Origin of the sequence: Nostoc sp. DedSLP03 (assembly GCF_034530815.1) — a bacterium.
Taxonomy (GTDB): Bacteria; Cyanobacteriota; Cyanobacteriia; order Cyanobacteriales; family Nostocaceae; genus Nostoc.
This window is the reverse complement of sequence record NZ_JAVRCK010000036.1, coordinates 48,600-71,792: the sequence shown is the minus strand read 5'-3', so window position 1 is coordinate 71,792 and position 23,193 is coordinate 48,600. Positions and strand designations below refer to the sequence as shown.

Annotated in this window: 24 protein-coding genes, 1 tRNA gene and 1 other annotated feature; of the genes, 17 read left to right on the top strand and 8 right to left on the bottom strand. The window is 42.0% G+C overall.

Annotation, left to right across the window (positions count from 1 at the left end; translation table 11 throughout):
* Together RM368_RS18600 and RM368_RS18595 are read left to right on the top strand one after the other, a co-directional pair.
* Positions 1–483 carry a hypothetical protein gene (locus tag RM368_RS18600; RefSeq protein WP_322695426.1) on the top strand — a complete coding sequence of 161 codons (483 nt, stop codon included), beginning with the start codon at positions 1–3 and terminating at the stop codon, positions 481–483.
* Between the two features lie 106 nt (positions 484–589).
* Positions 590–1,429: an AMIN domain-containing protein gene (locus RM368_RS18595; protein WP_322695425.1), complete on the top strand. Its 840-nt coding sequence runs from the start codon at positions 590–592 to the stop codon at positions 1,427–1,429.
* Between the two features lie 168 nt (positions 1,430–1,597).
* Here the strand turns inward: RM368_RS18595 and RM368_RS18590 are convergent, their stop codons facing one another.
* Positions 1,598–3,517, bottom strand: coding sequence for a transketolase C-terminal domain-containing protein (locus RM368_RS18590; protein WP_322695424.1), 1,920 nt, complete (start codon positions 3,515–3,517; stop codon positions 1,598–1,600).
* A gap of 295 nt (positions 3,518–3,812) precedes the next feature.
* On the opposite strand from RM368_RS18590, the gene RM368_RS18585 reads away from it, so the two are divergent.
* Positions 3,813–4,577 carry a DeoR/GlpR family DNA-binding transcription regulator gene (locus RM368_RS18585; protein WP_322686269.1) on the top strand — a complete coding sequence of 255 codons (765 nt, stop codon included), beginning with the start codon at positions 3,813–3,815 and terminating at the stop codon, positions 4,575–4,577.
* A gap of 160 nt (positions 4,578–4,737) precedes the next feature.
* Here RM368_RS18585 and RM368_RS18580 read toward each other — a convergent pair whose 3' ends face one another.
* The gene (locus tag RM368_RS18580; RefSeq protein ID WP_322695423.1) at positions 4,738–5,277 is read right to left on the bottom strand and encodes a DUF3172 domain-containing protein; all 540 of its coding nucleotides are present in this window, start codon (positions 5,275–5,277) and stop codon (positions 4,738–4,740) included.
* Between the two features lie 355 nt (positions 5,278–5,632).
* On the opposite strand from RM368_RS18580, the gene RM368_RS18575 reads away from it, so the two are divergent.
* The gene (locus RM368_RS18575) at positions 5,633–6,460 is read left to right on the top strand and encodes an ABC transporter permease (RefSeq protein ID WP_322695422.1); all 828 of its coding nucleotides are present in this window, start codon (positions 5,633–5,635) and stop codon (positions 6,458–6,460) included.
* Between the two features lie 42 nt (positions 6,461–6,502).
* On the opposite strand, the gene RM368_RS18570 is transcribed toward RM368_RS18575, so the two are convergent.
* Positions 6,503–7,012 carry a hypothetical protein gene (locus RM368_RS18570; protein ID WP_322695421.1) on the bottom strand — a complete coding sequence of 170 codons (510 nt, stop codon included), beginning with the start codon at positions 7,010–7,012 and terminating at the stop codon, positions 6,503–6,505.
* A 345-nt stretch (positions 7,013–7,357) separates the two neighbouring features.
* Between RM368_RS18570 and RM368_RS18565 the strand changes: the two genes are divergently transcribed.
* Positions 7,358–8,014, top strand: a complete 657-nt coding sequence (locus RM368_RS18565) for a hypothetical protein (RefSeq protein WP_322695420.1) — start codon at positions 7,358–7,360, stop codon at positions 8,012–8,014.
* Between the two features lie 141 nt (positions 8,015–8,155).
* On the opposite strand, the gene RM368_RS18560 is transcribed toward RM368_RS18565, so the two are convergent.
* Together RM368_RS18560 and RM368_RS18555 are read right to left on the bottom strand one after the other, a co-directional pair.
* The gene (locus RM368_RS18560; RefSeq protein ID WP_322695419.1) at positions 8,156–9,214 is read right to left on the bottom strand and encodes a glycosyltransferase family 4 protein; all 1,059 of its coding nucleotides are present in this window, start codon (positions 9,212–9,214) and stop codon (positions 8,156–8,158) included.
* A 501-nt stretch (positions 9,215–9,715) separates the two neighbouring features.
* Positions 9,716–10,777 (bottom strand): glycosyltransferase family 2 protein, encoded by a 1,062-nt coding sequence (locus RM368_RS18555; protein WP_322695418.1) that lies wholly within the window; start codon positions 10,775–10,777, stop codon positions 9,716–9,718.
* A gap of 152 nt (positions 10,778–10,929) precedes the next feature.
* On the opposite strand from RM368_RS18555, the gene rplS reads away from it, so the two are divergent.
* From rplS to RM368_RS18510, 9 genes are all read left to right on the top strand, one after another.
* Positions 10,930–11,292 carry a 50S ribosomal protein L19 gene (gene rplS / locus RM368_RS18550; RefSeq protein WP_322695417.1) on the top strand — a complete coding sequence of 121 codons (363 nt, stop codon included), beginning with the start codon at positions 10,930–10,932 and terminating at the stop codon, positions 11,290–11,292.
* 159 nt (positions 11,293–11,451) lie between these two features.
* A tRNA-Trp gene (locus RM368_RS18545) sits at positions 11,452–11,524 on the top strand.
* Between the two features lie 188 nt (positions 11,525–11,712).
* Positions 11,713–11,934 carry a preprotein translocase subunit SecE gene (secE, locus tag RM368_RS18540; protein WP_322695416.1) on the top strand — a complete coding sequence of 74 codons (222 nt, stop codon included), beginning with the start codon at positions 11,713–11,715 and terminating at the stop codon, positions 11,932–11,934.
* Entirely contained in the window at positions 11,934–12,584 is a 651-nt protein-coding gene (gene nusG / locus RM368_RS18535) for a transcription termination/antitermination protein NusG (RefSeq protein ID WP_322695415.1), read from the top strand. The genes secE and nusG overlap by 1 nt, the downstream gene beginning before the upstream one ends.
* A gap of 6 nt (positions 12,585–12,590) precedes the next feature.
* Positions 12,591–13,016: a 50S ribosomal protein L11 gene (gene rplK / locus RM368_RS18530; protein WP_322695414.1), complete on the top strand. Its 426-nt coding sequence runs from the start codon at positions 12,591–12,593 to the stop codon at positions 13,014–13,016.
* A 180-nt stretch (positions 13,017–13,196) separates the two neighbouring features.
* Complete coding sequence (gene rplA, locus RM368_RS18525) at positions 13,197–13,910, top strand: 50S ribosomal protein L1 (RefSeq protein WP_322695413.1); 714 nt, start codon at positions 13,197–13,199, stop codon at positions 13,908–13,910.
* 77 nt (positions 13,911–13,987) lie between these two features.
* Positions 13,988–14,156 (top strand) — a sequence feature (ribosomal protein L10 leader region).
* Between the two features lie 61 nt (positions 14,157–14,217).
* Positions 14,218–14,802: a 50S ribosomal protein L10 gene (gene rplJ / locus RM368_RS18520; RefSeq protein WP_322695412.1), complete on the top strand. Its 585-nt coding sequence runs from the start codon at positions 14,218–14,220 to the stop codon at positions 14,800–14,802.
* Positions 14,803–14,895: 93 nt separating this feature from the next.
* Positions 14,896–15,291 (top strand): 50S ribosomal protein L7/L12, encoded by a 396-nt coding sequence (gene rplL / locus RM368_RS18515; protein WP_322695411.1) that lies wholly within the window; start codon positions 14,896–14,898, stop codon positions 15,289–15,291.
* Between the two features lie 181 nt (positions 15,292–15,472).
* Positions 15,473–16,279 (top strand): DUF4058 family protein, encoded by an 807-nt coding sequence (locus RM368_RS18510; protein WP_322695410.1) that lies wholly within the window; start codon positions 15,473–15,475, stop codon positions 16,277–16,279.
* Here the strand turns inward: RM368_RS18510 and RM368_RS18505 are convergent.
* Positions 16,276–16,926, bottom strand: a complete 651-nt coding sequence (locus RM368_RS18505; protein WP_322695409.1) for a Uma2 family endonuclease — start codon at positions 16,924–16,926, stop codon at positions 16,276–16,278. The genes RM368_RS18510 and RM368_RS18505 overlap by 4 nt on opposite strands.
* Positions 16,927–17,287: 361 nt before the next feature.
* Between RM368_RS18505 and RM368_RS18500 the strand changes: the two genes are divergently transcribed.
* Complete coding sequence (locus RM368_RS18500) at positions 17,288–17,584, top strand: hypothetical protein (RefSeq protein WP_322695408.1); 297 nt, start codon at positions 17,288–17,290, stop codon at positions 17,582–17,584.
* A gap of 245 nt (positions 17,585–17,829) precedes the next feature.
* Here RM368_RS18500 and RM368_RS18495 read toward each other — a convergent pair whose 3' ends face one another.
* Together RM368_RS18495 and RM368_RS18490 are read right to left on the bottom strand one after the other, a co-directional pair.
* Positions 17,830–18,705 carry a prohibitin family protein gene (locus tag RM368_RS18495; protein ID WP_322695435.1) on the bottom strand — a complete coding sequence of 292 codons (876 nt, stop codon included), beginning with the start codon at positions 18,703–18,705 and terminating at the stop codon, positions 17,830–17,832.
* A gap of 316 nt (positions 18,706–19,021) precedes the next feature.
* Positions 19,022–21,070 (bottom strand): elongation factor G, encoded by a 2,049-nt coding sequence (locus RM368_RS18490; protein ID WP_322695407.1) that lies wholly within the window; start codon positions 21,068–21,070, stop codon positions 19,022–19,024.
* Positions 21,071–21,479: 409 nt separating this feature from the next.
* On the opposite strand from RM368_RS18490, the gene RM368_RS18485 reads away from it, so the two are divergent.
* A complete protein-coding gene (locus tag RM368_RS18485; RefSeq protein ID WP_322695406.1) occupies positions 21,480–22,388 on the top strand; it encodes a tetratricopeptide repeat protein in 909 nt (302 codons plus the stop codon).
* A gap of 172 nt (positions 22,389–22,560) precedes the next feature.
* A complete protein-coding gene (locus RM368_RS18480; RefSeq protein WP_322686257.1) occupies positions 22,561–23,115 on the top strand; it encodes a phosphate-starvation-inducible PsiE family protein in 555 nt (184 codons plus the stop codon).
* Positions 23,116–23,193: the final 78 nt, after the last annotated feature.

Genomic DNA, 23,193 nt, shown 5'->3' with positions numbered 1-23,193 from the left:
ATGAATCATTTCAACTTCAAATCTTTAAGTTTTTACGGAGTAGCAATAATTTCAGTGCTACTGTTGTTTAAAACTGTCACTGTTTACGGAGAAAACAAACTCAAGGCTCCTCCGTCAGTTAACGGTCGCTATCGTCTAACCCTAGCAAAGAATTTGCCTAACTGTGAAAAATCGGATACTCTGACGTTAAACATTGAGCAGTCAGGTATTTACTTAAATGCCTCTGTATTATCGGCAAACGCTAACGCTGACACTGACGAAAAGCACTCTCTGGCAGGCATCTTCAGAAATCAACAATTAAATTTATCTGGGAAAGTTGGTAAATCAATCCTTTGTAATATTTCTCGCCCGCAAAACGATCCTCTGAACTCAGTCACAATTCAAATGCAACTTGTGGATCAAGGTAATATGACAGGTCAATTAACCGTAAATGATATTCCACAAACTCTGAAATTTACTGCTGTGCCTCAAAAAGCTAATTGAATTGGGTATTGCTAGAGACGCGATGAATCGCGTCTACGGGATTGCAAGCGCGAAGTAAACAGCAATGTAAGTGCATTGTATGGGTTTTATGGAGCAAATAAACAGAATGAATCGTAGACTAAAGACTAAGCAATCTTACCAATGGGGCAAGCAGTTATTTAGCATCAGTATATTAAGTTTTTATGCAGCGATCGCCCTCGAAACTTTTACTAATGCTGGTACACCAGGGGCAAAGCTAAATAATTGGCGTTTTTCTCCCAAAACACAGCAACTCGAAATCAATCTCTCAGCAGGCACAACCCCTCGTTATTTTTACCTGGCCCAACCCTCTCGTTTGGTTGTAGATTTACCGAATACTAAGTTGGGCAAAGTTACCACACAACAAAATTATTCTGGAGCAATCAAAAGCATTCGCATTTCTCAACTCAACGCAAACGATACACGTATTGTCCTAGATTTAGCAGCAGGGACTGTTTTTAATCCCAAAAAGGTACAACTGCAACCCGTTTCCCGAAAAAACTCCACTCGCTGGGTATTACGTCCGGTTATTTCTGGTAAAACTGCTGCCGTAAAATCAGGAAATTCCCCTCCTTCAGCCAAGAAACAACCTCAAACACCCCAAAAGCCGCCCAGTAAACAACCCGTAACCGCTACTAATTCACAATCCCCCTTACTCACAGTTCCGCCTCCATCCAATCAACTGCCCTCAACAATTACTAATAACTCAGGGCAGCCTTTTGTCACCGTACCTCCTTTAAATCCAAATCCATCCTCTCCCTCTCAACAACCTGCTTCGAGTCTTCCCCCTCCTTCTTTCCCAAATCAACCCAGTAATTTAAATAACATTCCTCCTTTAGGGGTGTCGGAATTTCCAATTCCAACAATCCCCAACGATCCCGAACCCCAGGTAATCGAGTTTGGTCAACCTTTACCCAAAACTAAATAAAAATAGGGAATTGGGTATGGGGCATTGGGCAAACAGGGCATTGGAAAAGAGGGGGCAGAAGGCAGAAGGCAGGAGGTAGGAGGCAGAAGTTCTTTAATTTTGAATTTTGAATTTTGAATTTTGAATTGATTTCTCCCCCTGCTCCCCTGCTATGCCCTAATAAATGAATTACTTTCCTCCAACTAACTCCTTCACCTTGTTGATGATGCCGACTGGATCGATACCTTGATATGGGTACTGTTCCCACAAACCGCCGCAACCTTCTTTATAAGTTCCAAGATGGGCATATTTGGGAGTCAACCCTCGCTCTAGTAGCCAGGAACCGAAACGGCTGCCTAAGCCAGTGCGACGGTTGAAGGGTTCTACTACAAGCACAAAAGGAGCGTTACCAACTTTGGTAATCATTTCTTCATCAATGACGTTTAAAGTTGTTTTGTTAATTAAACCAACGTCTAACCCTTCTTGCTTCAGACGCTCTACAGCATCAACGGCACGGTAGAGAGCATCGCCAAAACTGATAATGTAGCCTTGTGTCCCTTCTCTTATAACCTCATCTTTACCGGGAACAAATTTGTAACCGCTTCCAAAGAAGTCATTGCCGTTACTGTCCTGAATATTGGGCACTTTGGAACGGGTGGAGAAAATAAACCGCAGTCCAGGCTCATGGAATACAGCTTCTACACAAGCTGTCATTTGATTATTATCTGCTGGGAAGTACAACTGTGTTGGGTAGCCATCATCCAAGCCATTGTCGGCAAACATATTATTTATACCAAAGTGGCAGCTGTTATCTGCCATGTCATCTATACCCGCATGGGAAAAATGACACAGAACATTGGAATAGTTTAGCCGTGCCATCGTGATTTCTGAGATACACATTTCTAAGAAGGCGCTGAAGGTCGCAAAAATACCTTGCTTGCCCTCGTCCATCCCGAATCCAGCCGCCGCAGAGAAGTTGCTCCGTTCCATGATGCCGGAGGAAATAAATATTTCTGGGTATGTTTCATGAATTTTCTTCAAACCGCAGGAGCCTTCTAAGTCACTATCAATGACCTTGACTTTTTCTTTACGCTCCGCTTCACTCATGCGACTGAGGACACCCACCACGGCTTCACCAAATACACTGCGGTTAGCGCCCCATTTATCGCCAGAACCTAGAAATGTATATGTTTGTTTGGGTTTCTCAATACTTTTAAGGTATTCCACAGCCGCAGTTTGTCCGCGAGATTCTAGATATTTAACTGCTAAATCTACAGAAATGACATCATGACCATGAATGGAACCTTCTAAACCTTCAATACCAGGACACATCGGGCGTTTATTGATAATAGCGATCGCTCCGGGAGTATTCACAGCTTCGCAAATCCGACGGTATAAATCGTCTAAGTCTTCGCCGTCTCCCTGAAGTACTTTCAAACCATGCCCTTCTAAGGTTTTGGCGACGCTGAAACCAGGTAAATATTTAGAAGGATGTCCGGCGATCGTTACATCGTTGTCATCAATGAGCAGTTTGACGTTGAGATGTTGAGCCACAGCCAAACGAGCAGCTTCGGCATCGTTACCTTCTTGTTGCGAACCATCAGAACCGAGACAGAAAACAGCCTTGCCTGGATTTGCCATTGCCACACCATTGATGTAAGGCCAAATATGGCCCAAGCGCCCAGAACTAAATTTCACACCAGGAGTTAGTTTTAGTTCCGGGTGTCCCGGTAAATTGGAATGTGCTTGCCGATAATGTAAAAGTTGCTCGGCGGGTAAATCACCATGCAATGTTGCCATCAGATATTGGGTGGCGACTCGATGTCCTGCTTCATCAAAGAAAATCGGCACAAATTGCTCCGATGCTCCCCGGAAAAAGGCATCGAGAATCATCACCTCTGGCACTGTATCGTACGGCCCGCCAGTATGACCGCCGACTCCGCTAGCAGCGCCAGTCGCTGTAAAAAAGACGATCGCATCTCGGCAAAGTTGAATATTCGCTTTGAGAGTATCTCGTTGTTCGGCAGTGAGGCTGGAATTTGCGGGATTGAGCGCTAAAGGTTTGTAAGCACCGAGATCGATCGGAAATTGGGTATTCATAACAGTCATGGTTTATTGATTGAATAAAAAACAATTTGAACAGACGGAATGCGCGATCGCACTACAAAAAAATTGTTAAAACCCTCATTGGGCAACAATTATCCAAATTCAAGTCAACCACTCGGAACCATTGTGGAACCGTGTGATTTCATCAAATGCCAAAATCAATACATGCAATTGTGCATGAATGTGCTTGAATTCAATTGAAGTTACGGATTACCGTACAGAGACTTGCATATCAATAAGTATAAACTCACAAACGTGCAATTTCAAGTTCAAAAACGCAATTTCAGGAAAATTAATTATGCTAACTGCTGAACGACGACAATTTATCTTAGAAATTCTGCGTCGTGATAAAAAGGTACTTTCGACAGAACTTAGTGCTGTTCTGAAAGTTTCTGAGGATACGATTCGCCGGGATTTGCGAGAACTGGCACAAACCGGACTATTGCAACGCGTTCATGGGGGAGCGCTCCTGAAATCTCCAGCCACCGCTAGTTATGCCGATCGCCAAAAGCAAGCGCCAAAAGAAAAGGAAGCGATCGCTCGCACAGCAGCAAAATTAGTTAGTACAGGGCAGGTGGTGATTTTAGATGGAGGTACGACAACTCTCCAAGTAACCCGTCATTTGCCCCTAGATTTGCACGCAACAGTGATCACAAATAGTCCGCCAATCGCAGTTGCTTTAGCAGAACATCCCCATATAGAAGTTGTGATGTTAGGTGGACAACTCTACAAAAAAGCCTTGGTGAACGTCGGTACTGTCACCATTGAGACATTACGGATGATTCGTGCAGATTTGTGCATGTTGGGAGTTTGCAGTTTGCATCCAGAAGTTGGGATTAGTGTACCTAACCTAGACGAAGCCCATGTCAAACGAGCCATGATTGCCGGATCGGCTGAGGTAGTCGGATTAGTCACAGCAGAAAAATTAGATACGGCTGCTCCTTATCTCGTGGAGTCCATTCATGCCCTAACTTACCTAGTAACAGCACCGACAGTATCTAATAATATGCTGAGTGCCTACAAAGCTTTAGGTTTAACAATTATACGTGACGAGTACGAATGAGGTGATGAAGGGAGGTGCGATCGCAGGGGACTGGGGATTGGGGAGACAAGGGAGACAAGGGGACAAGGAAAATAATTCCTCACTTCTAACTCCTAACTCAGCACTCAGAACTGTTTTGCCCAATGCCCCATGCCCCATGCCCCATTCCCAATCCCCAAATCTAAAATCTATCCGTTTCTTGAGGTGTTCCAACTGCTCCCGGTTGAGCAGTGAAGAAGTTTTGAGCAGCTTCATTCTGATATATACATCTAATATCAGGTTTATCACTGTCCAAGTTCCCTGTGAAACCAAAAGTGTTCAGGCGATTTTTGCACTCATTTACCTGTTCGGATGTCACCAGCTTACGTTGCTCTAAAAGCGCCCAGTTATTTTGTCGCAGCACGCATCCAGGACGCATACTCGGCTGGGAAACATAAACATTAAAGGGGTTGAGAGTGACAAACAGTCTAGCGTCCATCACCATCGCGCTGGCTCCGTACTGCACGCAAATTTCCGGGTTCGGTGCTTTGGTGTCTATAAATTCACGAGAAGCCACGTTTGCTGGTGCCAATGTGGTTGTAGAACTAAAAGCAATACCAATCCCAATTCCCAAAATCAACACCCCTCCCATAATTGCGATGGTGGTGAAGTTAAATAGAGGGGATTGGAAAATAGAGGGTTTAGAAGTAGTAGCCGATCTACCAGTAGATTTACGTCTCATTGTTGCTTAATCACCTTCACGCCAATTTGGGAGGGAGTAGTCTAAAGTTTTTTCTCCCTCTTTCAGTATGCCTATTCTTGACTGTAATTGCCTGTGATTTTCTTTGCAATATTCTTGTTAAATAAGAAAAATACTAGTTTATCTAGATATTGGCACAAAATTTTAATACTTTTAATTGTTATCAGATATTGCTATTTACTTTCACAATTGATCTAGTCAGAATGCTTAAACTATCTAACTTTTGTTGTTAATTATTCAATTTTTCGGATGAGATATTTTTGTTTCCCCTAGTAATTGATGTGTAAAACAATGTAAATTAAGATTTAATGAAATTTTAAGAACTAATTGAAAGCAAGTGACATCTCAAAGAGCGCTACCTTCGGGCAAAAGGTTCAAAACTTCGCAACTTCAAATCTTCCTGGCTGATAGTCTGACTATTTTTTGGGGAGATTGGCTAGATTTACGCGTGAGAATTTTACCAGTTGCTGCATCAGGTTTAATATCGCCACTGATATATATTTTAGCTTTTGGCTTGGGTTTAGGTAGTTCCATCAAACCCGGTTCGGGAATTAGTGGTAACTATGACAACTATTTGGAATTTATATTACCGGGAATGGTGGCGCTGTCGTCGATGACAGTTAGCTTTGCTGGAACGACATTTTCAATTTGTGGAGACAGATTATTTACCAAAACCTTTGAGGAATTGTTGTTAACTCCCATAAATCCCTTAGCGCTGTACATCGGTAAAATGCTGGCGGGAGTCGTGCGGGGTTTGATGACTTCCGGTTCCGTGATTTTGGTAGCGTTGCTTTTAAGTGGAAACTGGAATTTTGTCAACCCACTGTTTTTACTGTTAGTGGTGCTCAATTGTGCGGTATTTGCTGGATTAGGAGTGATTGTAGGGTTGAGTGTGCGATCGCTCGAATCAGTTGGACTCTACAACAACTTTATAATTATCCCGATGTCATTCTTAGGGGCAACCTTCTTTGACCCTGGTACATTACCGGCAGCCCTTAAAGTCGTAGTTTACCTGTTACCGTTAACCTACGCCAGCATTGGACTGCGTGCAGCTGCCCATTTACCCTTGTCTCAGTTTCCTTGGTACAGCATACCAATTTTGTTGGTGGTTGCGATCGCTCTTTCTCTCTGGGGTGGTTATAAGTTTGCTCATCAGCAAGATTAAAGTAATTCGTAATTCGTAATTCGTAATTCGTTAAAGCATTGATTACAACCTGTGCTTTAATTGTTGAATTTTCTGTAAAACTTTTTCCCGATGCTGCGTCAGCTTGATCCATCGGGGTAGGCGACTGGCAAGACTGCCATTGTGCCAGCCTAATGACTCATCTGGCAAGCGTTCTCGCAACCTTGATTGAACATAGCTTTCCAGGAAGTTCAAATGAGCTTCATTATATGCCCATAGCAACTGACCGCAACAAGAGATTTGTAGCCACAAGGGCAAGCCAAAAAAATGGTCTAATATTCCATAGTGAGAATTTCTTTTATGCCTGTAATTGTTCTGCAACAATAGCAGTGCAGATTTTCGTTTAGCAGAATTTGACTGTTGTTTTGTATAGCTACAGTGCTGACAGGTAATTCTTTTCATGGAACTGAGACTTGATTGCTCAGAGTTTACAGTCAATATCTTGGCAATGCCATTGCATTGGGGACAACATACTAAAATTTCTTGCTCAAAATCAGAAAGCCGTTTGCCATAGTCTCTAAATCTTATAACCATTTCATCTCAAACCTGCTACGTAGCGCCCCGTTAAGACAGTAATGAAGCATAGTTCATTAAGAGTCAGGATAATTACTTATAATCCACATCTTGTCTAATCTGTCAATGTATGAATTCTAATTTGGATTTTTTATAAAGATTGCGTGAAATTACTAGTTATCGTGATAAAGCATTACAAGAATTGCTTTATAAATCAACCTATGAGTAAATATCAACTCAGGAAGCAAGCATACATTAACCACTATTTATCTAGCTGATAAGTAGCGGTTGAAAAATGAGTTTTTGCTGTTTGATTTAAACCATGCCGTGTAGCATTCTGCGAATCAATATCAAAAGGACACAAATATGACTAGAATTGCCACAAAAATAGCCTTGTCTGTTCTAGGAACAGCAGGAATTAGTTTTTTGTCTTCGACACCAGCAAGAGCTGTCATTTTTGTAGAACCCATTGTGACGACTAAAAATCAAGCCATACTCGATATCAAAAAACCAAGAACCCTTACAGGGTTTCTACCAGGGGAAGTAATAGAATATGGTGTTCCAGATGTAGCTAATAACTTTGTAAATGCCACTGGTTACGATATAAAAAGCTTGGTCTTTGATTTAAAAACGCTGTCCTATAGTAATCCGAATTCTACTCCACCATTTGAGAATGAACCAGTCGAGTGGGGAGATGTTAATGGAGATGGGAAGATTGGTTCCTCTGTTAACCCCGATCTTAAGGATGTTTTTAAAGACATTACTATCAAGGGTAGTACTATCACTTTTAGTGGTGGCGTCATCCCTAATGGAAGCCTATTTTACAATCCATTCGCTAGCCTACCTAATTTAGCGCCAGGTGCTGGAATCATTCCACCAATTCCAGCAGATCAAGAAGATAAAGACGGGCCCATCAGAGTGGCTTCTTATTACACCGCTGTTCCTGAATCAACTAACGTTTTGGGTGTACTGGTTTTTGGCGCTTTAGGCGTAGCTTTAAGATTAAAGCGATCGCTCTGTTAAGAGGACTGGGGGGGCAGGGAGCAGGGGGAGAAATCAATTCAAAATTCAAAATTCAAAATTCAAAATTAAAGAACTTCTGCCTTCTGCCTCCTGCCTCCTGCCTTCTGCCTCCTCTTTCCCAATGCCCAATGCCCAATGCCCTCATTCTGTAATTAACTCACGATACACTGTCATTGTTTCCTGATGGACGCGGGCAACACTCAGCCTGTCTAAGTTTTTCTTTGCCCGCTGTTTCCACTCTTGCAGCATCTCGGCATTACTCAGTAATTGCACTAAAACCCCAGCTAAAGCATGACTATCTTTTGCTGGCACTAAAAGACCTGCTCGCCCGTTGTCTAAAGCTTCAGGAATCCCGTCTACCTGAGTGCCGACGATCGCAGTTCCAGTTTCTCTAGCTTCCGAAAGCACCAAAGGGCAAGGGTCACGGTGAGAAGCCAGCACAAATATATCACAAGATATTAGATAGCGTTGAGGTTCTGGTTGGAAGCCTTCAAAATGAATGCGTTCTTTTACAGAAGTTGCTTGTGCCTGTGCCTCAAATAGCTGTTTATCAGGGCCATTTCCTACCAAATAAAGATGGGCTTGGGGAAAATCTGAGGCAATTTGTTCAAAGGCAGCAATTAACTCAGCAATTCCTTTGCGTTGATACATCCCGGCGACAGTGGCGATCGCTGGATGCTGTAATGGTAAAGGTTGATAATCTTGTATTTGTCGGGTGCGGGGACTGCCTAAAGTCCCATTACATACCACCCGCAACTTATGTTCTGGAATACCACGCCTAATCATAGAATCACATACAGCCTGACTGACAGCAATTACTCTGTCAGCTAAACCCATCAGCAAGCTAGCACGCTGAAATTCATTGTGGACTGTAGAAACTAAAGTATATTTGCGTCCCTTAAAAATGCGTGCTAATATTACCCCCGTCATCATGTGAGCATGAACAATATCCGGCTGAAATTCAGCTGCGATCGCTCGGTAACGTATAGCTGCTTTAATCGTATTTAGCAATTTCCTGTTTTGGTCTAAGTAGTAATGTTTGACACCAAAAATATCTAGTAAAGCCTCGTATTCCCCACCAGCAGAAACAACCGCGACCTCATAACCAGATTTTGCCTGTAGACAAGCCAGATCCACAGCCACATTCACAATACCGTTACCTATTTCTTGAACGTGGTTTAAAATATGTATGATTCGCATAATCTTTGAGACGTGTATAAATAATAAAGATAAGTAACTGAATAAAAATCAACATAATTATTGAGGTCTTCAGCGACAACTAAAAAGTAGTCAGTAGTGCGTAAAATTGACCACTGTCTACTGATTAAGAGCGCTTCTAACCAGTTACTTAGCTTAAAGACTTATTCAGTAACGGCTCAATAAATCGGGGTAAAACTCCCAAATTCTGAAGGCTGAATCTGCTATTTAAAGTTGCTATAACCTTATTTTCTATTTCTTAATACTCTGGGATCGAACTCTAGTACACCACAGCAGATATATAAATTCCATTTCACACAGCAGTCAAAACAGAGAATAAAAAACTGGCAGAAATCCCGTAAGTGATGGCTACCTACTATTTGTCCAATCGGGTACTTCTACACAAGTTAATTATAATTACGGTAAGAGTGATTACACTACCACATTGGCAACTTTGAATAATTTCACAGCTCCCGATCTGGTAATTGGTAGTAACGTCCTCATCTAGTACTGAGAGTTAGACTGGGCGCTCATGGGCAAGTCCACCAGTGGCACAGAATCTAATTCTAAATTTTGAAGACTGGCGCTTTTATTCTGGGCATTTTGCCAGACATCATAGTACAACTCAATCAATACAAGTTTACGAACCTGAGAATTGTTTCCTTGAGAGCGGCGTGATGAAATAGCAGTTAGCAAAAACTTCCAAGACCGAGGAGAAAGTATAGATGGATCTATCATTGAAAGAAAACTCTTGAGATTTTTTTGCTTCAGTGCAACTAAAATCCAATGGAGTCTTAGGTAATTTTTTATATCCTGAAAGACAGGAATCTTTGAGCGATGTTGCTCATTTACTAAGGCGTAAATTTTTTCCTTCATTAAAATATTTGTCGCCAACCGCCGAGACAAAGAAAACTTCTGATTATATGCACCCGGCCAAATAGTGCGGTAAGCAAGACACTGATTGAAGAAAATAGCATCGCCAAACTGAGCAATCCGAATCCAGGAATCGATGTCATCACAGTTAGCATCGAGTGTGGAGTCCCAACCACCACTTTGTAGAAAAGCATCACGTCGACAAGCTACTTGTACAGGTGTGCCAAAGGGTACAAGCTCTAAAAGCATCCCGTAGTGAATATCGGCTTGGGGGATATAAAAAGCTAAACCGGGGCCAACTTGGGGGGTGCGAGAGAGTTCAACTTCATTGCCATCCACCTGAGCCGCCACACAAGAGCAGATTACAGCATCGGGACGAAGTGCGATCGCCTTTGCCATCTCTTCTATGCAGTTAGGCGCTAAATAGTCATCATCATCTAAAAACTTAATCCAGTCGCCGCTAGCTTTGGCAACTCCAGCATTTACCGTTGCTGCATGACCAAGGTTTACTTCGTTACGATGGTAAACAACCTTATCCCCTAAGCTTTTGAGATAGGTTTGGGTGTCATCATCATCAGAACAATCGTCAGCAACAACCACCTCGCACTCGATTGTTTGGTTACGAGCCGAATTAATTGCTCTTTTGAGCAAATTCAAGCGATTATAGGTACTGATGACGATGCTAAATTTCATAAATTTTTCCTTTGTAATACGGCATTCTGCAATATAGCTTCGATCTTTAAGCTGTTGTATCAGTACAATTATCAATCCTAACAAGTAGACTGAAATAGGATTATCGATTTATCATTGATGATCGTGAGTTTTTTTCAGCAGACAGAAAGACTATGAACGCTCAAGAGATTATCCGCTCCATTGAAGCGGAACAGATAAAATCGAATGTGCCCGAAATTTATGTGGGCGACACTGTAAAAGTGGGAGTGAAAATCAAGGAAGGCGAAAAATACCGCGTGCAACCCTACGAGGGAGTTGTGATTGCCAAGCGCAATGGCGGCATCAACGAAACTATTACAGTTCGTAAGGTTTTTCAAGGCGTGGGCGTTGAGCGGGTATTTCTGTTGCATTCTCCCCGGATTGACAGCATCAAAGTGTTACGTCGAGGTAAAGTCCGACGTGCTAAACTGTATTATCTCCGCGATCGCGTAGGTAAGGCAACCCGAATCAAGCAACGGTTTGACCGCCCTTTGTGATTCGTCCTGCAAAAGAAAAAGAATGGGAGAAATCTCAAGCTGCAAGCGGCATCTGCCGCTGATTTGCTTTCAAGGGCAAAATTAAGCTATGATATAAATCGCATATTGCGTTAAACTAAAATTTAGTTCAGCGCAATCACTGAATCAAAAACAGCTTGTGCGCTCTTAGTTCAGTTGGTAGAACGCAGGTCTCCAAAACCTGATGTCGGGGGTTCAAGTCCTCCAGGGCGCGCTCAAGAGCAAAAAACAAAGCCCGAAATAATTACGCAGCTGCTAGTATAGCAGTTAGCGCTAATAATTTCGGGTAAACTTATTGTATTTGCAGTTGTTTTGCTGAGAGCAAGTAAAATAGAGTCGAAACTGCAAACCTAGATGACAATTAAACAGGATCTAGTATTAAGAAACGGGGGATAAACAGTTGTGGCCAAAAAAAGTGAAGCAGAATTGCCAGAAAGCGCAAATGGGTTTAGCTTTGGCAACTTCATACAGGGAACCAAAGAAGAACTTGAAAAAGTAGTTTGGCCCAGTCGGAAACAGATAGTGAGCGAATCCGCCGCTGTGTTGTTAATGGTGGCACTCTCCGCATCTTTGATATACTTGGTCGATGGATTGTTTCATTGGGCAGCAAAACAGGTGTTCTAATGAGTTTTGCAACAGATGAACCACGCAACTCAATGTTGCAGTCAGAAGAAACAGCAGAAACAGCAGAAGCAGCAGAAGCAGCGTCAAAAGAAGCACGCTGGTATGCAGTACAAGTAGCTTCAGGCTGTGAAAAGCGTGTAAAGACTAACTTAGAGCAACGCATTCAAACTTTTGATGTCGCTGACAAAATTATCCAGGTAGAAATTCCACAGACGCCAGCGGTGAAAATCCGCAAAGATGGCAGTCGCCAGCATACAGAAGAAAAAGTTTTTCCTGGTTATGTGCTGGTGCGAATGATGATGGATGATGATACTTGGCAGGTGGTACGCAACACCTCTCATGTAATTAACTTTGTCGGTTCAGAACAAAAACGTGGTAGCAGCAAGGGTCGCGGTCATGTCAACCCCATACCACTAAGTTCTTCAGAAGTTGAACGTATATTCAAACAAACCAGCGAACAAGAAGCTGTTGTCAAAATTGACATGGCTACTGGTGATAAGATAATGGTGCTTTCTGGTCCATTTAAAGACTTTGAAGGCGAGGTGATTGAAGTCTCTCCAGAACGGAGTAAACTTAAAGCCTTGCTCTCAATTTTCGGCAGGGATACACCAGTAGAATTGGAATTTAATCAGGTAGAAAAACAGAGTTAAATACAAATGGCGAAGAAAGTAGTGGCGGTCATTAAACTGGCCCTGAATGCTGGAAAAGCCAATCCAGCACCGCCAGTTGGCCCCGCCTTGGGTCAACATGGTGTCAACATCATGATGTTTTGTAAAGAGTATAACGCCAAAACAGCAGACCAAGCTGGAATGGTGATACCTGTAGAAATTTCGGTTTTTGAAGACCGGAGTTTTACATTCGTACTCAAAACGCCACCCGCATCAGTACTGATTCGGAAGGCAGCGAAAGTTGAAAAAGGCTCAAATGAACCCAACAAAAAGAAGGTTGGGTCAATAACCAAAGCACAATTGCAAGAGATAGCCCAAACCAAACTCCCCGACCTCAACGCCAACGATATCGAAGCGGCAATGAAGATTGTGGCAGGAACGGCTAAAAATATGGGTGTAACAGTCAAAGATTAGTCATTGGTCATTAGTCATTAGTCAGTAGTCATTAGAAAAAATCAACAAATCACAAATGACGAAGGACAAATGACATAGACGCGCCAGCGGCTTCCCGCAGGGTAGGACAAATGACAAAGGACAAATAACTAAAAATTATTGGGGGAGAGGCGAGGCTTCGGAATTACCCCAGGAGAACAAATGGCAAAAATATCGCGTCGTTTGCAGGGTCTGCAAGCAAAAGTAGAAGATAAGGACTATCAACCGCTAGAGGCTTTAGCCCTTCTCAAAGACACAGCAACAGCTAAATTTACTGAAGCTGCGGAAGCGCATATCCGGTTAGGAATTGACCCCAAATATACAGACCAACAGTTACGGACAACGGTAGCACTGCCCAAAGGTACAGGACAAATCGTCCGGGTGGCGGTGATAGCCAGAGGCGAAAAGGTAAACGAAGCCAGCAGTGCTGGTGCTGATTTAGTTGGGTCAGAAGAACTAATTGACGAAATCCAAAAAGGTAGACTGGATTTTGACAAGCTGATTGCCACACCCGATGTGATGCCACAGGTGGCAAAGCTGGGTAAGTTGCTAGGGCCGCGTGGTTTGATGCCATCACCCAAAGGTGGAACTGTAACATTTGACTTAGCAGGTGCGATCGCAGAATTCAAAGCAGGTAAATTAGAATTCCGAGCTGACCGAACTGGTATTGTCCATGTTATGTTTGGTAAGACAACCTTCTCGCCTGAAGATTTGTTAGTTAACCTAAAGGCATTGCAGGAAACAATTGACCGCAATCGTCCTTCAGGAGCTAAAGGTCGTTATTGGCGCACATTTTATGTGTCAGCCACAATGGGGCCATCAATTAAAATTGATGTCACCGCCCTACGAGATTTGAAACTGAGCGAAGCTGGTTAATTTTTAGTCATTAGTCCTTAGTTATTTGTCATTTGTAAAGGCAAAGGGCAAAGGACAAAGGACAAATGACAAATGACAAAATTAAATAGGCAAAGCCGGAGACAGCAGGTGCTAACAGCTTAAATATCCTGCCGAGGTTAAAACTCTAATTGTCAGAATTACCACCCACAAAGGTGTGATAACTATGGCGTCAAGAGTTTTACTACTCAACCCCGGCTATATTAGCTGGGGTTTGTTGTTTGGGTTCAGGTTGAGAAAAAACACAACTAGGGCACTTCCCCGATTGTTTTAAGGAGGTGAGATTGGAATGGGTAGAACACTAGAAAATAAACAAGAAATAGTAGCTGACCTCAAAGAAACTTTGAGTGAGTCAACTCTGGCACTGGTAATAGAGTATCAGGGACTAACTGTTGCTGAAATTACCGATTTACGGCGGCGGCTGCGTCCTAGTGGCACCGTTTGTAAGGTGACAAAGAACACCTTAATGGGCATTGCTATCAAAGACGATGAAAAATGGCAACCTTTGTCGGAATTGCTCAATGGTTCTTCCGCATTTTTGCTGGTAAAAGATGATTTTTCATCGGCAATTAAGGCATACCAAGAATTCCAAAAAGCCACCAAGAAGACAGAACTTCGTGGTGGTGTACTGGAAGGTCGCCTACTCAAAGAACCTGATGTCAAGATACTAGGAGACTTGCCATCTAAGGAACAACTCATTGCTCAAATTGCTGGAGCTATCAATTCTTTGGCTACCAAGATTGCTGTGGGTATCAACGAAGTTCCTGGTTCGCTGGCTCGTGCTTTGCAGGCTGTGGCTGACCAAGAGCAAAGTGGTGGTAGTACCGAAACTGCTGCTGTTCAAGATAGCAGCGCCGAAACTGCTGCTGAATAGACTTCGTGGTTCATCAGTCGAAAGTCAAAAGTCTATAGTTAAAGACCAATGACTTATGACAAATAAATAATCAAAATTACAGGAGTTATATCAATGTCTGCTGCAACCGATCAAATTTTAGAACAACTAAAAGGTCTTTCTTTGCTGGAAGCTTCTGAGTTAGTCAAGCAAATTGAAGAAGCTTTTGGTGTAAGTGCTGCTGCACCTGTTGGCGGCATGATGATGATGCCTGGTGGTGGTGGTGCTGCTGCTCCTGCCGAAGAAGCTGTTGAGCAAACCGAGTTTGAAGTGGTTCTCGAATCAGTCCCAGCTGATAAGAAGATTGCTGTACTGAAGATTGTCCGGGAATTGACCGGTTTGGGTTTGAAAGAAGCTAAAGACTTGGTAGAAGCTGCGCCCAAGGCAGTTAAAGAAGGTGTTGCTAAGGATGCTGCTGAAGATGCTAAGAAGCGCATCGAAGAAGCTGGCGGTAAGGTGACTGTTAAGTAGTCACAATTCTATTACCAATTTTTTATTAAGGAGCTTAACTTAGGCTCCTTTTTTTATCGTAGAGTCTTCTGTTGTTTATGGAAATACTATTAAGTATTGCAACGCTCATTTGTTGAAACATCTTCGCGCTCACAAACGAGATTGCTAAGATCAGCATTAAGAATTTAGTCTTGCCAAGCTTATGCCTTCACCATTTCCAGGGATGAACCCCTACTTAGAAAATCCTGAACTGTGGCCGGAAGTTCACAGTCGATTAATTATAGCGATCGCAGATGCAATTGCTCCTCAACTGCGACCGAAATATCGAGTGGCGGTTGAGAAACGGGTATATCAAATGACAGATGAAAATTCTATTTTAGTTGGGATTCCTGATGTTGTTGTAGGACGTTCTTTAACAAACACAGAAAAAGAACCGTCTAATATTGCAGTAGCTGCACCGCCTAAAAAACCGATAACTGTCAACGTTCCCATTCTAGAGGAAGTACGAGAAGGATACCTAGAAGTTCGGGAAGTGGGAACAGGAGAAGTTGTAACAGTGATTGAGATTCTATCACCAAAAAATAAGCGGACTGGGGAAGGAAAAAAGGCATACGAAAGTAAACGTCAGCAAGTATTAGGTAGCTTCACTCATCTTTTAGAAATAGACTTGCTGCGTGGTGGCGAACCTATGCCAATCTTGGGTAGTCAAATTAAATCAGACTATCGCATTTTGGTAAGTCGCAGTGAATCTCGCCCCAAAGCAGAATTATACCCCTTTGGGTTGCAAGAGCAGATTCCAGCTTTTTTGTTACCCATACATAGAGGCGATACAGAACCATTAGTAGACTTGCAAGCATTAATACATGGCGTTTACGATGCCTACGGCGGGCTGCGCCAACGCGCTGGATTTGATTTGGCTATAGACTACACTCGTGACGCAGTTCCGCCCCTTGAAGAAATTGATTCAGCTTGGGCAGATGAGTTGTTAAAAGAGCAAGGGTTACATTAAGTTGAGTTGATTTGCTTTCTTACCCATTGACGAAAGGCTCTAAGCGTTGGACTTCTACCTAAAGTTCGGCTTTGTTCGACAAATCGGGGAATTTCTTTAACAATTGGCAAGTTGGGAAAGCTAGGACTAATTTCAGACTCAATGTATTTGCCATCCTGAAGAATATTAATTTGTAGCTTGCCATTTTCATATCGCCACAGTTCAGGAACTCCTAATGCTTCGTAAGCATCCAGTTGAGTTTTGGAAGTAACATCAACTTCAATTGCAAGGTCAGGTGGCGGGTCAACCCTCAAGTCTATTCGCTCTTTACCAATCATTTGAGCATGATTTTGAATGTAGAAAGAATCATCAGGCTCTACACCAAAAGCCATATCTTCACGTTTGAAAGTGGTTGAGCCAAATGTTTCACAGTCAATCTCTAACTCTTCCAACAGAATTTTCACCAAATCCCCAAGGATGACTTTGGCTTTCTCATACTTTGGTAATGGCATTCTCATCTCCAAAGTTCCCTGGCTGTAAGCCAATCGAGTGGCTCGATGGTCGCCAAGTTCTTCTAAAATTGCCTCAAATTCTTGCCAGCTAACATCGTGGAGTATTACTCTATGTCCCGGCGGAACACTTAATTGTTGCAATTGAAGTGTTACCATTACTTACCATTGAAATTTCAGGTTTAGATTGTAAAAGCCAAGATGTAACTATCGTAGCAAAAATAATATTTAACTATCAAACTTTTGATTTATGATATGTGCAAAAACGAAGTTTTGTTACTTTAGCGATATTTTAGGGAAAACTATAACTGTAGCTTCTTTATTAGAACAAAATTGAGAAATAGTTATAGATTTAAATAGATTAATTTGGACTAAAAACATAACACCTATAGATGGTGAAATTTGGGCTTATGAAAACATAGATACTATATATCCAGATTTAAAGATTTTTGCTTTACATTGGAGAAATTTAAAAGGTAGAGACGAAAATAATGCCAGATCCCCACTAGAAGCAGAATTAATGATTTTAAGACAACATGGAAAAGTAACGCATATTGTTCAAATGCTGAACAATCAACTTTATCGTGACACAAATGCTGAAGATGAATTTAATATTTATCGTATTGTGCAGGTAGTTTGGATGACCGAGAATTGGGAGCATCCCCCAGAAAATGACAAAGTATTTGATTGTTCCATTCATTTTCCTCGATTTGGTAAAGCAATCAAATTGGAAAATATACAAAAATTACAAACGCGTTGGGGTAAAGAAGGATTAGTGTTTCAACAGCACGTCCAAAGCGTATTAAATATTCATTGACAAAAAGCCATGCACTTAAAGGTGCAGGGCTTTGATTTTAAATAAATCCAAAATTACCTGCCCTTTCTATGAATAACTCGTTCAGTAAGCTTTTCCGGTACTATTAGAGATGGTCATATTCTCGATGGAAAGAACCAACGCCAAGAGTGAACGTAGCAAATAATGTATAGTGTATTTTGCATACAATTAAACTTATGTCAAGTCATTGACTCGATCAGAAAAATTTAAGGCTTTGAAGTTCTGGTTTATGGCTGGATCATAATAGGCACTGCGCCTTTTTCAGAACCAATAATTACCAGCTTAGAATTATTAGATTGAGCTAGCTTTTCTGTGGCTTCAATCGCTCGTAATTGTAACACTTGGTTGCTAAGTCCATTTGAGAGAATTTTTTGGGAATCAGCTATACCTCGCGCTTCAATCAGCTTTCGTTCTGCCTCTTGACGCTCTTTCTCTAAAACAAATTTCATCTGCTGATTTTCTTGCTCTGTCTTGAGTTTATTTTGAATTGCTGCTTGTAGAGTATCAGGCATTTTGATGTTTCTTAAAAGAGCTTCCTCAACGATGAAACCCAAAGCTGGTATCTCTTGGGTGAGTTGTTGGTCAATTTTTTGGGCGATTTCTTGGCGTTTGGTAGAGTAAATAGCATTGGCTGGGTAGTTTGCCGTGATGGCGCGGACTGTAGAGCGGAATCTGGAAATTACCAATTGTGTTTCATCAGTTCCAATTGTTTTATATACTGTAGCTGCCTTTTGCGGATCGAGCTTGTACTGAAGACTGACATCAAGATTTAGGCTCAAACCTTCTTGAGATGTTGCATCTACATTTTCTTTTATATCCTTAAGGCGTGTAGAAAAATTCAGCACCTTGCTAAAGGGGTTAAGCAAGTGGACACCAGGATTAAGAGTAGTTTCGGAAACCTCACCAAAGAAATTGACGACACCGACATTACCAGGTGGGACAATCACCAAAAGCCTAGAAAAAGAATTTAGTACTGCAATGCTGCCAATCAGTATCATAATTCCACGTATTGCTAAACGTGACCTTTCACTAGATATCTTATCTGTATTGAGATAAACGAGAATTGCAATTAAGCTAGTTACAAGAGAGACTATAAAGCCCATGAGTTTTTCTGTGTAGTTAAGACGAATATGCTTAATCACATAATTCCCAAACGCTTTTATTAAATTCATACCATTTCACACAAGTTAGAGATTTATAAATTTTTTACAGATTAAAAAAGATTCCCGACTTTTCTCAGAAGTCAGGAATCTTAGCTTTGGAGCGATGCCTATGGCGGGCATACGCTACTTTACAATTAATTCAAAATCGAAAATTATACCAATTCAATTAATGATTGCAACATATCCTTGGGTAAAGACGCGATGAATCGCGTCTCTACAAATGGTCTATTTGTCGCATTATTTTTTCAAATTGGTATTACTTGCCGTTGCCGTTACTACCATTGCCATTGCTGTGAATGACACGTTCGGCAAGCTTTTCTGGTACTTCCTGGAGATGGTCATATTCCCAGTGGAAGGAACCAACGCCAAGAGTGAGCGATCGCAGCTCTACAATAAAATTCTGCATCTCTGCTTGTGGTAAGTATGCAGAGACATTATCCCAGCCTTGCCAATCGTTTCTCCCCTCATAGCCTAAAATTTGCCCCCGTCTACCACTCAATAGTTGCAGCACTTTGGAGGTAAATTCGCTCGGTGTGGTAACATCTATCCGCAAAATCGGTTCTAACAAGGTAGGTTCCGCTTGGGGTATCCCCGTTTGCATTGCCAATCGGGCAGCTTGCTTAAATGCTTGTTCGGAACTGTCAACGTTGTGATACGAACCATTAGTCAGAGTTACCGCCACATCCACTATTGGGAAACCTAAAGGCCCGTGTGTCAAAAATTCCCGCACGCCCATTTCTACGCCAGGAATGTACTGTTTAGGAACCACGCCGCCAACAATAGTTTCATTAAAGTTAAAACCTGTTCCGCGTGGTAGGGGCTTGATTTCGAGAAAAACGTCACCAAACTGTCCGTGACCACCGCTTTGGTGCTTGTAGCGACCATGAACTGAAGCCACTGTTTTACGGATGGTTTCTTTGTAAGGCACTTGTGGTAAGTGGGTTGTCATCGGCAAGTTATATTTGCGGCGCAGTCTGTCTAGGGCGACTTGTAAATGAATCTCGCCTTGACCCCACAAGATAACTTCGTGGGTATCGCCATGTTGTTCCCAAGCAAGTGAGCAGTCTTCTTCTAATAACTTGGTGATGGCACTGCTGAGTTTCACTTCATCATTGCGCTTTTCTGGAGTAATAGCCAGAGCATACACTGGTTCCAACTCTACAGCTTTGGGTAATTTGATTGCCGATTGCTGTTCTGTGGAGAGTGTATCGCCTGTTTTAATGCCTTCTAAACGGCTTAATGCAACAATTTCACCAGCACTTACTTGGTTAGCTGACTGTTGTTGTTGTCCCATGAGGCGGTAAATTCCACCAGTGCGAATGCCATTAAGGACGATGCCATCAGTTAATTTGCCCCGCCAAACACGCACCAGAGAGAGTTTGCCACCTTGGGGAGTGTAGTAAGTTTTTAATACCTGCGCTAAAGCTGTATCCCCTTTGATGTTTTTTAAACGACGTTCTGCTGTAGTTTCTGGTTCGGGAGCTTCCCTTAACAAGGCTTCTAATAGAGGTCTAACACCATAATCTTGTTCTGCTACACCAAAGAAAACGGGCACTACTAAATCTGCCCCTAATTCCATTTTTAAATCTTTGAAGATTTCTTCTTGAGGAGGTTCGATGTCTTCTAAAAGTTCTTCGAGTAAATGGTCGTCAAAATTTGCAAGGGCTTCGAGCATTTCTGCCCGTGCTATATGTTCTTCTTCTTTTAAACTTTCGGGGAAGGGAATGGGATCGGCAGGTGCGCCTGGATGATATTGATATGCCTGTTCGCTCACCATATCAATAAAGCCGGTGAGTTGTTCCCCGTTCATGATGGGATATTGATGCGCTACCAAAGGACGGCTAGATACTGCTTTCAGGGCGTGCAACGTTTCTAGGACGTGAATATTTGCCCGATCCATTTTGTTAACGAAGACGAGGTGGGGAATTTCCCAATCGTCCAGGAATTTAAATAGAGGGGCAAGGGTGAGGACTCGTTCGCGGATGGGTTCGCAAACTACAATTGCTGCATCGACTCCGATTAAAGCATTGTACGTTTCCTGGGCAAATTCTATACTTCCCGGACAGTCAAGAAAAGTGAAGCGAATGCCCTTATACTCAGTGCTAGCGGCGCTGACTTCTACACTCATGTGGCGATCGCGCGACTCGGCTGCACTATCTCCTACTGTATTGCTGTCCTTAACATTGCCTTTGCGGGAAATTGCCCCTGTGACAAATAACAAGCTTTCTAGTAAAGTGGTTTTTCCACTTAAATAAGGCCCAACAATTGCAACGTTCCGCGAACCCGATTTTACTTTTTCGTTCATAAAACCTCCCTTGCGGTAAGTCTTTTATAACCGCATGATTCTGTATATATCAAGGGTTAAAGAAGAATCCAGCTATTCTGAATTCAGGATTCAGAATTAAGACAGTAGCAAGTCCGCGAGCGTCTTAAACCGATTTATTTCTTTGCCAGTCGTACAGAATTACCAACTGAATTCTGGCTCCTGACTCCTGAATTCTATTTGAACAAAATGGTTCTCTGGAGTCAAAATTACCCCTTCTTTAATTCGTTATTATCCTCCCTTTAATTGAAAGTTAAAAAAATTGTAGCCTGTCGTAAGATTTAGCTTAAGAAAAATTAAGGATCGCAAATTTTTATCCCAAATCAAAAAGTTTTGTAAAAAACTTTTTATCAAGTAAATTTAACTAAAAGTGTTGCGAGTCAGAAAATCAATGAGATTATCATTCTTTAAATATCGCATAGCAGGGTTAGTAAGTTTGATGCTGATTATGAGTATTTCCTTCCCCTCTCTTGCGCTATCTCCTCCTGTCGCCTCAAAGCTGGCACAATCTAATACTAAAACTGCTGTAGACTGGTTAAACCAAGGCTTACAAGCAATTCAGGCGGGAAAGGTACAAGATGCGATCGCTGCTTTTAAACAAGCAGCTAAATTAGATCCGACATTAGCACCAGCGCACTATAATTTAGGGTTAGCATATCGACAGACGGGACAATTACAACCCTCTGCGGATGCATTTTATCGAGCGACGCAAGCAGATCCGAAATTTGCTCCAGCTTTTGCCAATTTAGGCGGAGCGTTGTTAGAAGGGAATAATTTACAGTTAGCTAACGATTATTTACAACACGCCTTAAAACTCGATCCCAAACTCGGATTTGCCCACTATAACTTGGGGTTAGTGCGAGAACAGCAACGAGATTGTGAGAAAGCGATCGCATCTTTTAAAAAAGCCGTAGAATATAGCAAAAATGCACCAGAACCTCCTTACCATATTGGGATGTGTTATCTCCAAGAAGGCAAACTCGATCCAGCCAGAAGTGCATTTTATCAGGCATTAAAAATTAATCCCAAATATCCAGAAGCTTACTACAATCTTGGCTCAATTTTTTTTCAACAAAGTAAATTGCAAGAAGCATTAGAGGCTTTTAGAAAATCAGCCGAAGCTAACTCTAACTATCCCAACGCTTATTATGGTGCTGGGTTAGTTTTTATCCAGTTACAGCAATATGGCGATGCAGTACAAGTATTGCAATTTGCTAGAGATTTATACAATGCTCAAAAAAATCCCCAATGGGCGAAAAATGCCGAGCAATTGTTACAACAAGCACAAAATTTCAAATGAATAGTCATTTGTCATTAGTCATTTGTCTTTTGTCTAAAACTAATGACCAATGACCAATGAGCAATGACTAATAAATTACCAACCTCGCTGAGGCAGAAAAACTTAATATTGCATAAGATAAAACTATTGGGTTGACTCGCTGGTGTTGTCTGAACTCGTCCCGATTGGAAAAATGTACATGCAAAAGCGCCAGAAAAGTCGATTTTTATTTAGCGATCGCTGGCTCGATCGGCAATCAATTGTTCGCAACATGGAAGCCTTTCAAGACTTAATTGTAATTGTTTTGTGTTTGGGTTTGTTCGCCGTCATGCTAATCCAATTGTGGGGGATAGCTATTGCCCTCATGCAACCACTAGACTATAAACATGTGACTGCAAAAATACTATTTGTGTTGATTTTAGTCGAGTTATTTCGACTATTAATGGTCTATTTGCAAGAACATAGTATCTCTGTAGGAGTGGCAGTTGAGGTAACAATAGTATCTTTACTGCGAGAGGTAGTCGTTCACGGAGCGCTGGAAATTTCTTGGGTTAATACGCTTGCAATTTGTGGTTTGTTATTTGTTTTGGGTGGACTACTCGTGGTATGCGCTAAGACACCACACATGGATTGTATGAGTGCTAATACTAAGTTTTGTCCGGTTGTGTATAGGGGAGGTAGAGAACGCCAAAACGAGTTGGAATTACAGTATTCACGTCAATGTGATGAGAATCAACCGCTTGGATAAATTGTTATGAAAATGGGGAGTGGGAGAGACGATATTCATCGTGTCTCTAGTGGAGAGTGGTGAAAAAGTATTTTCTTA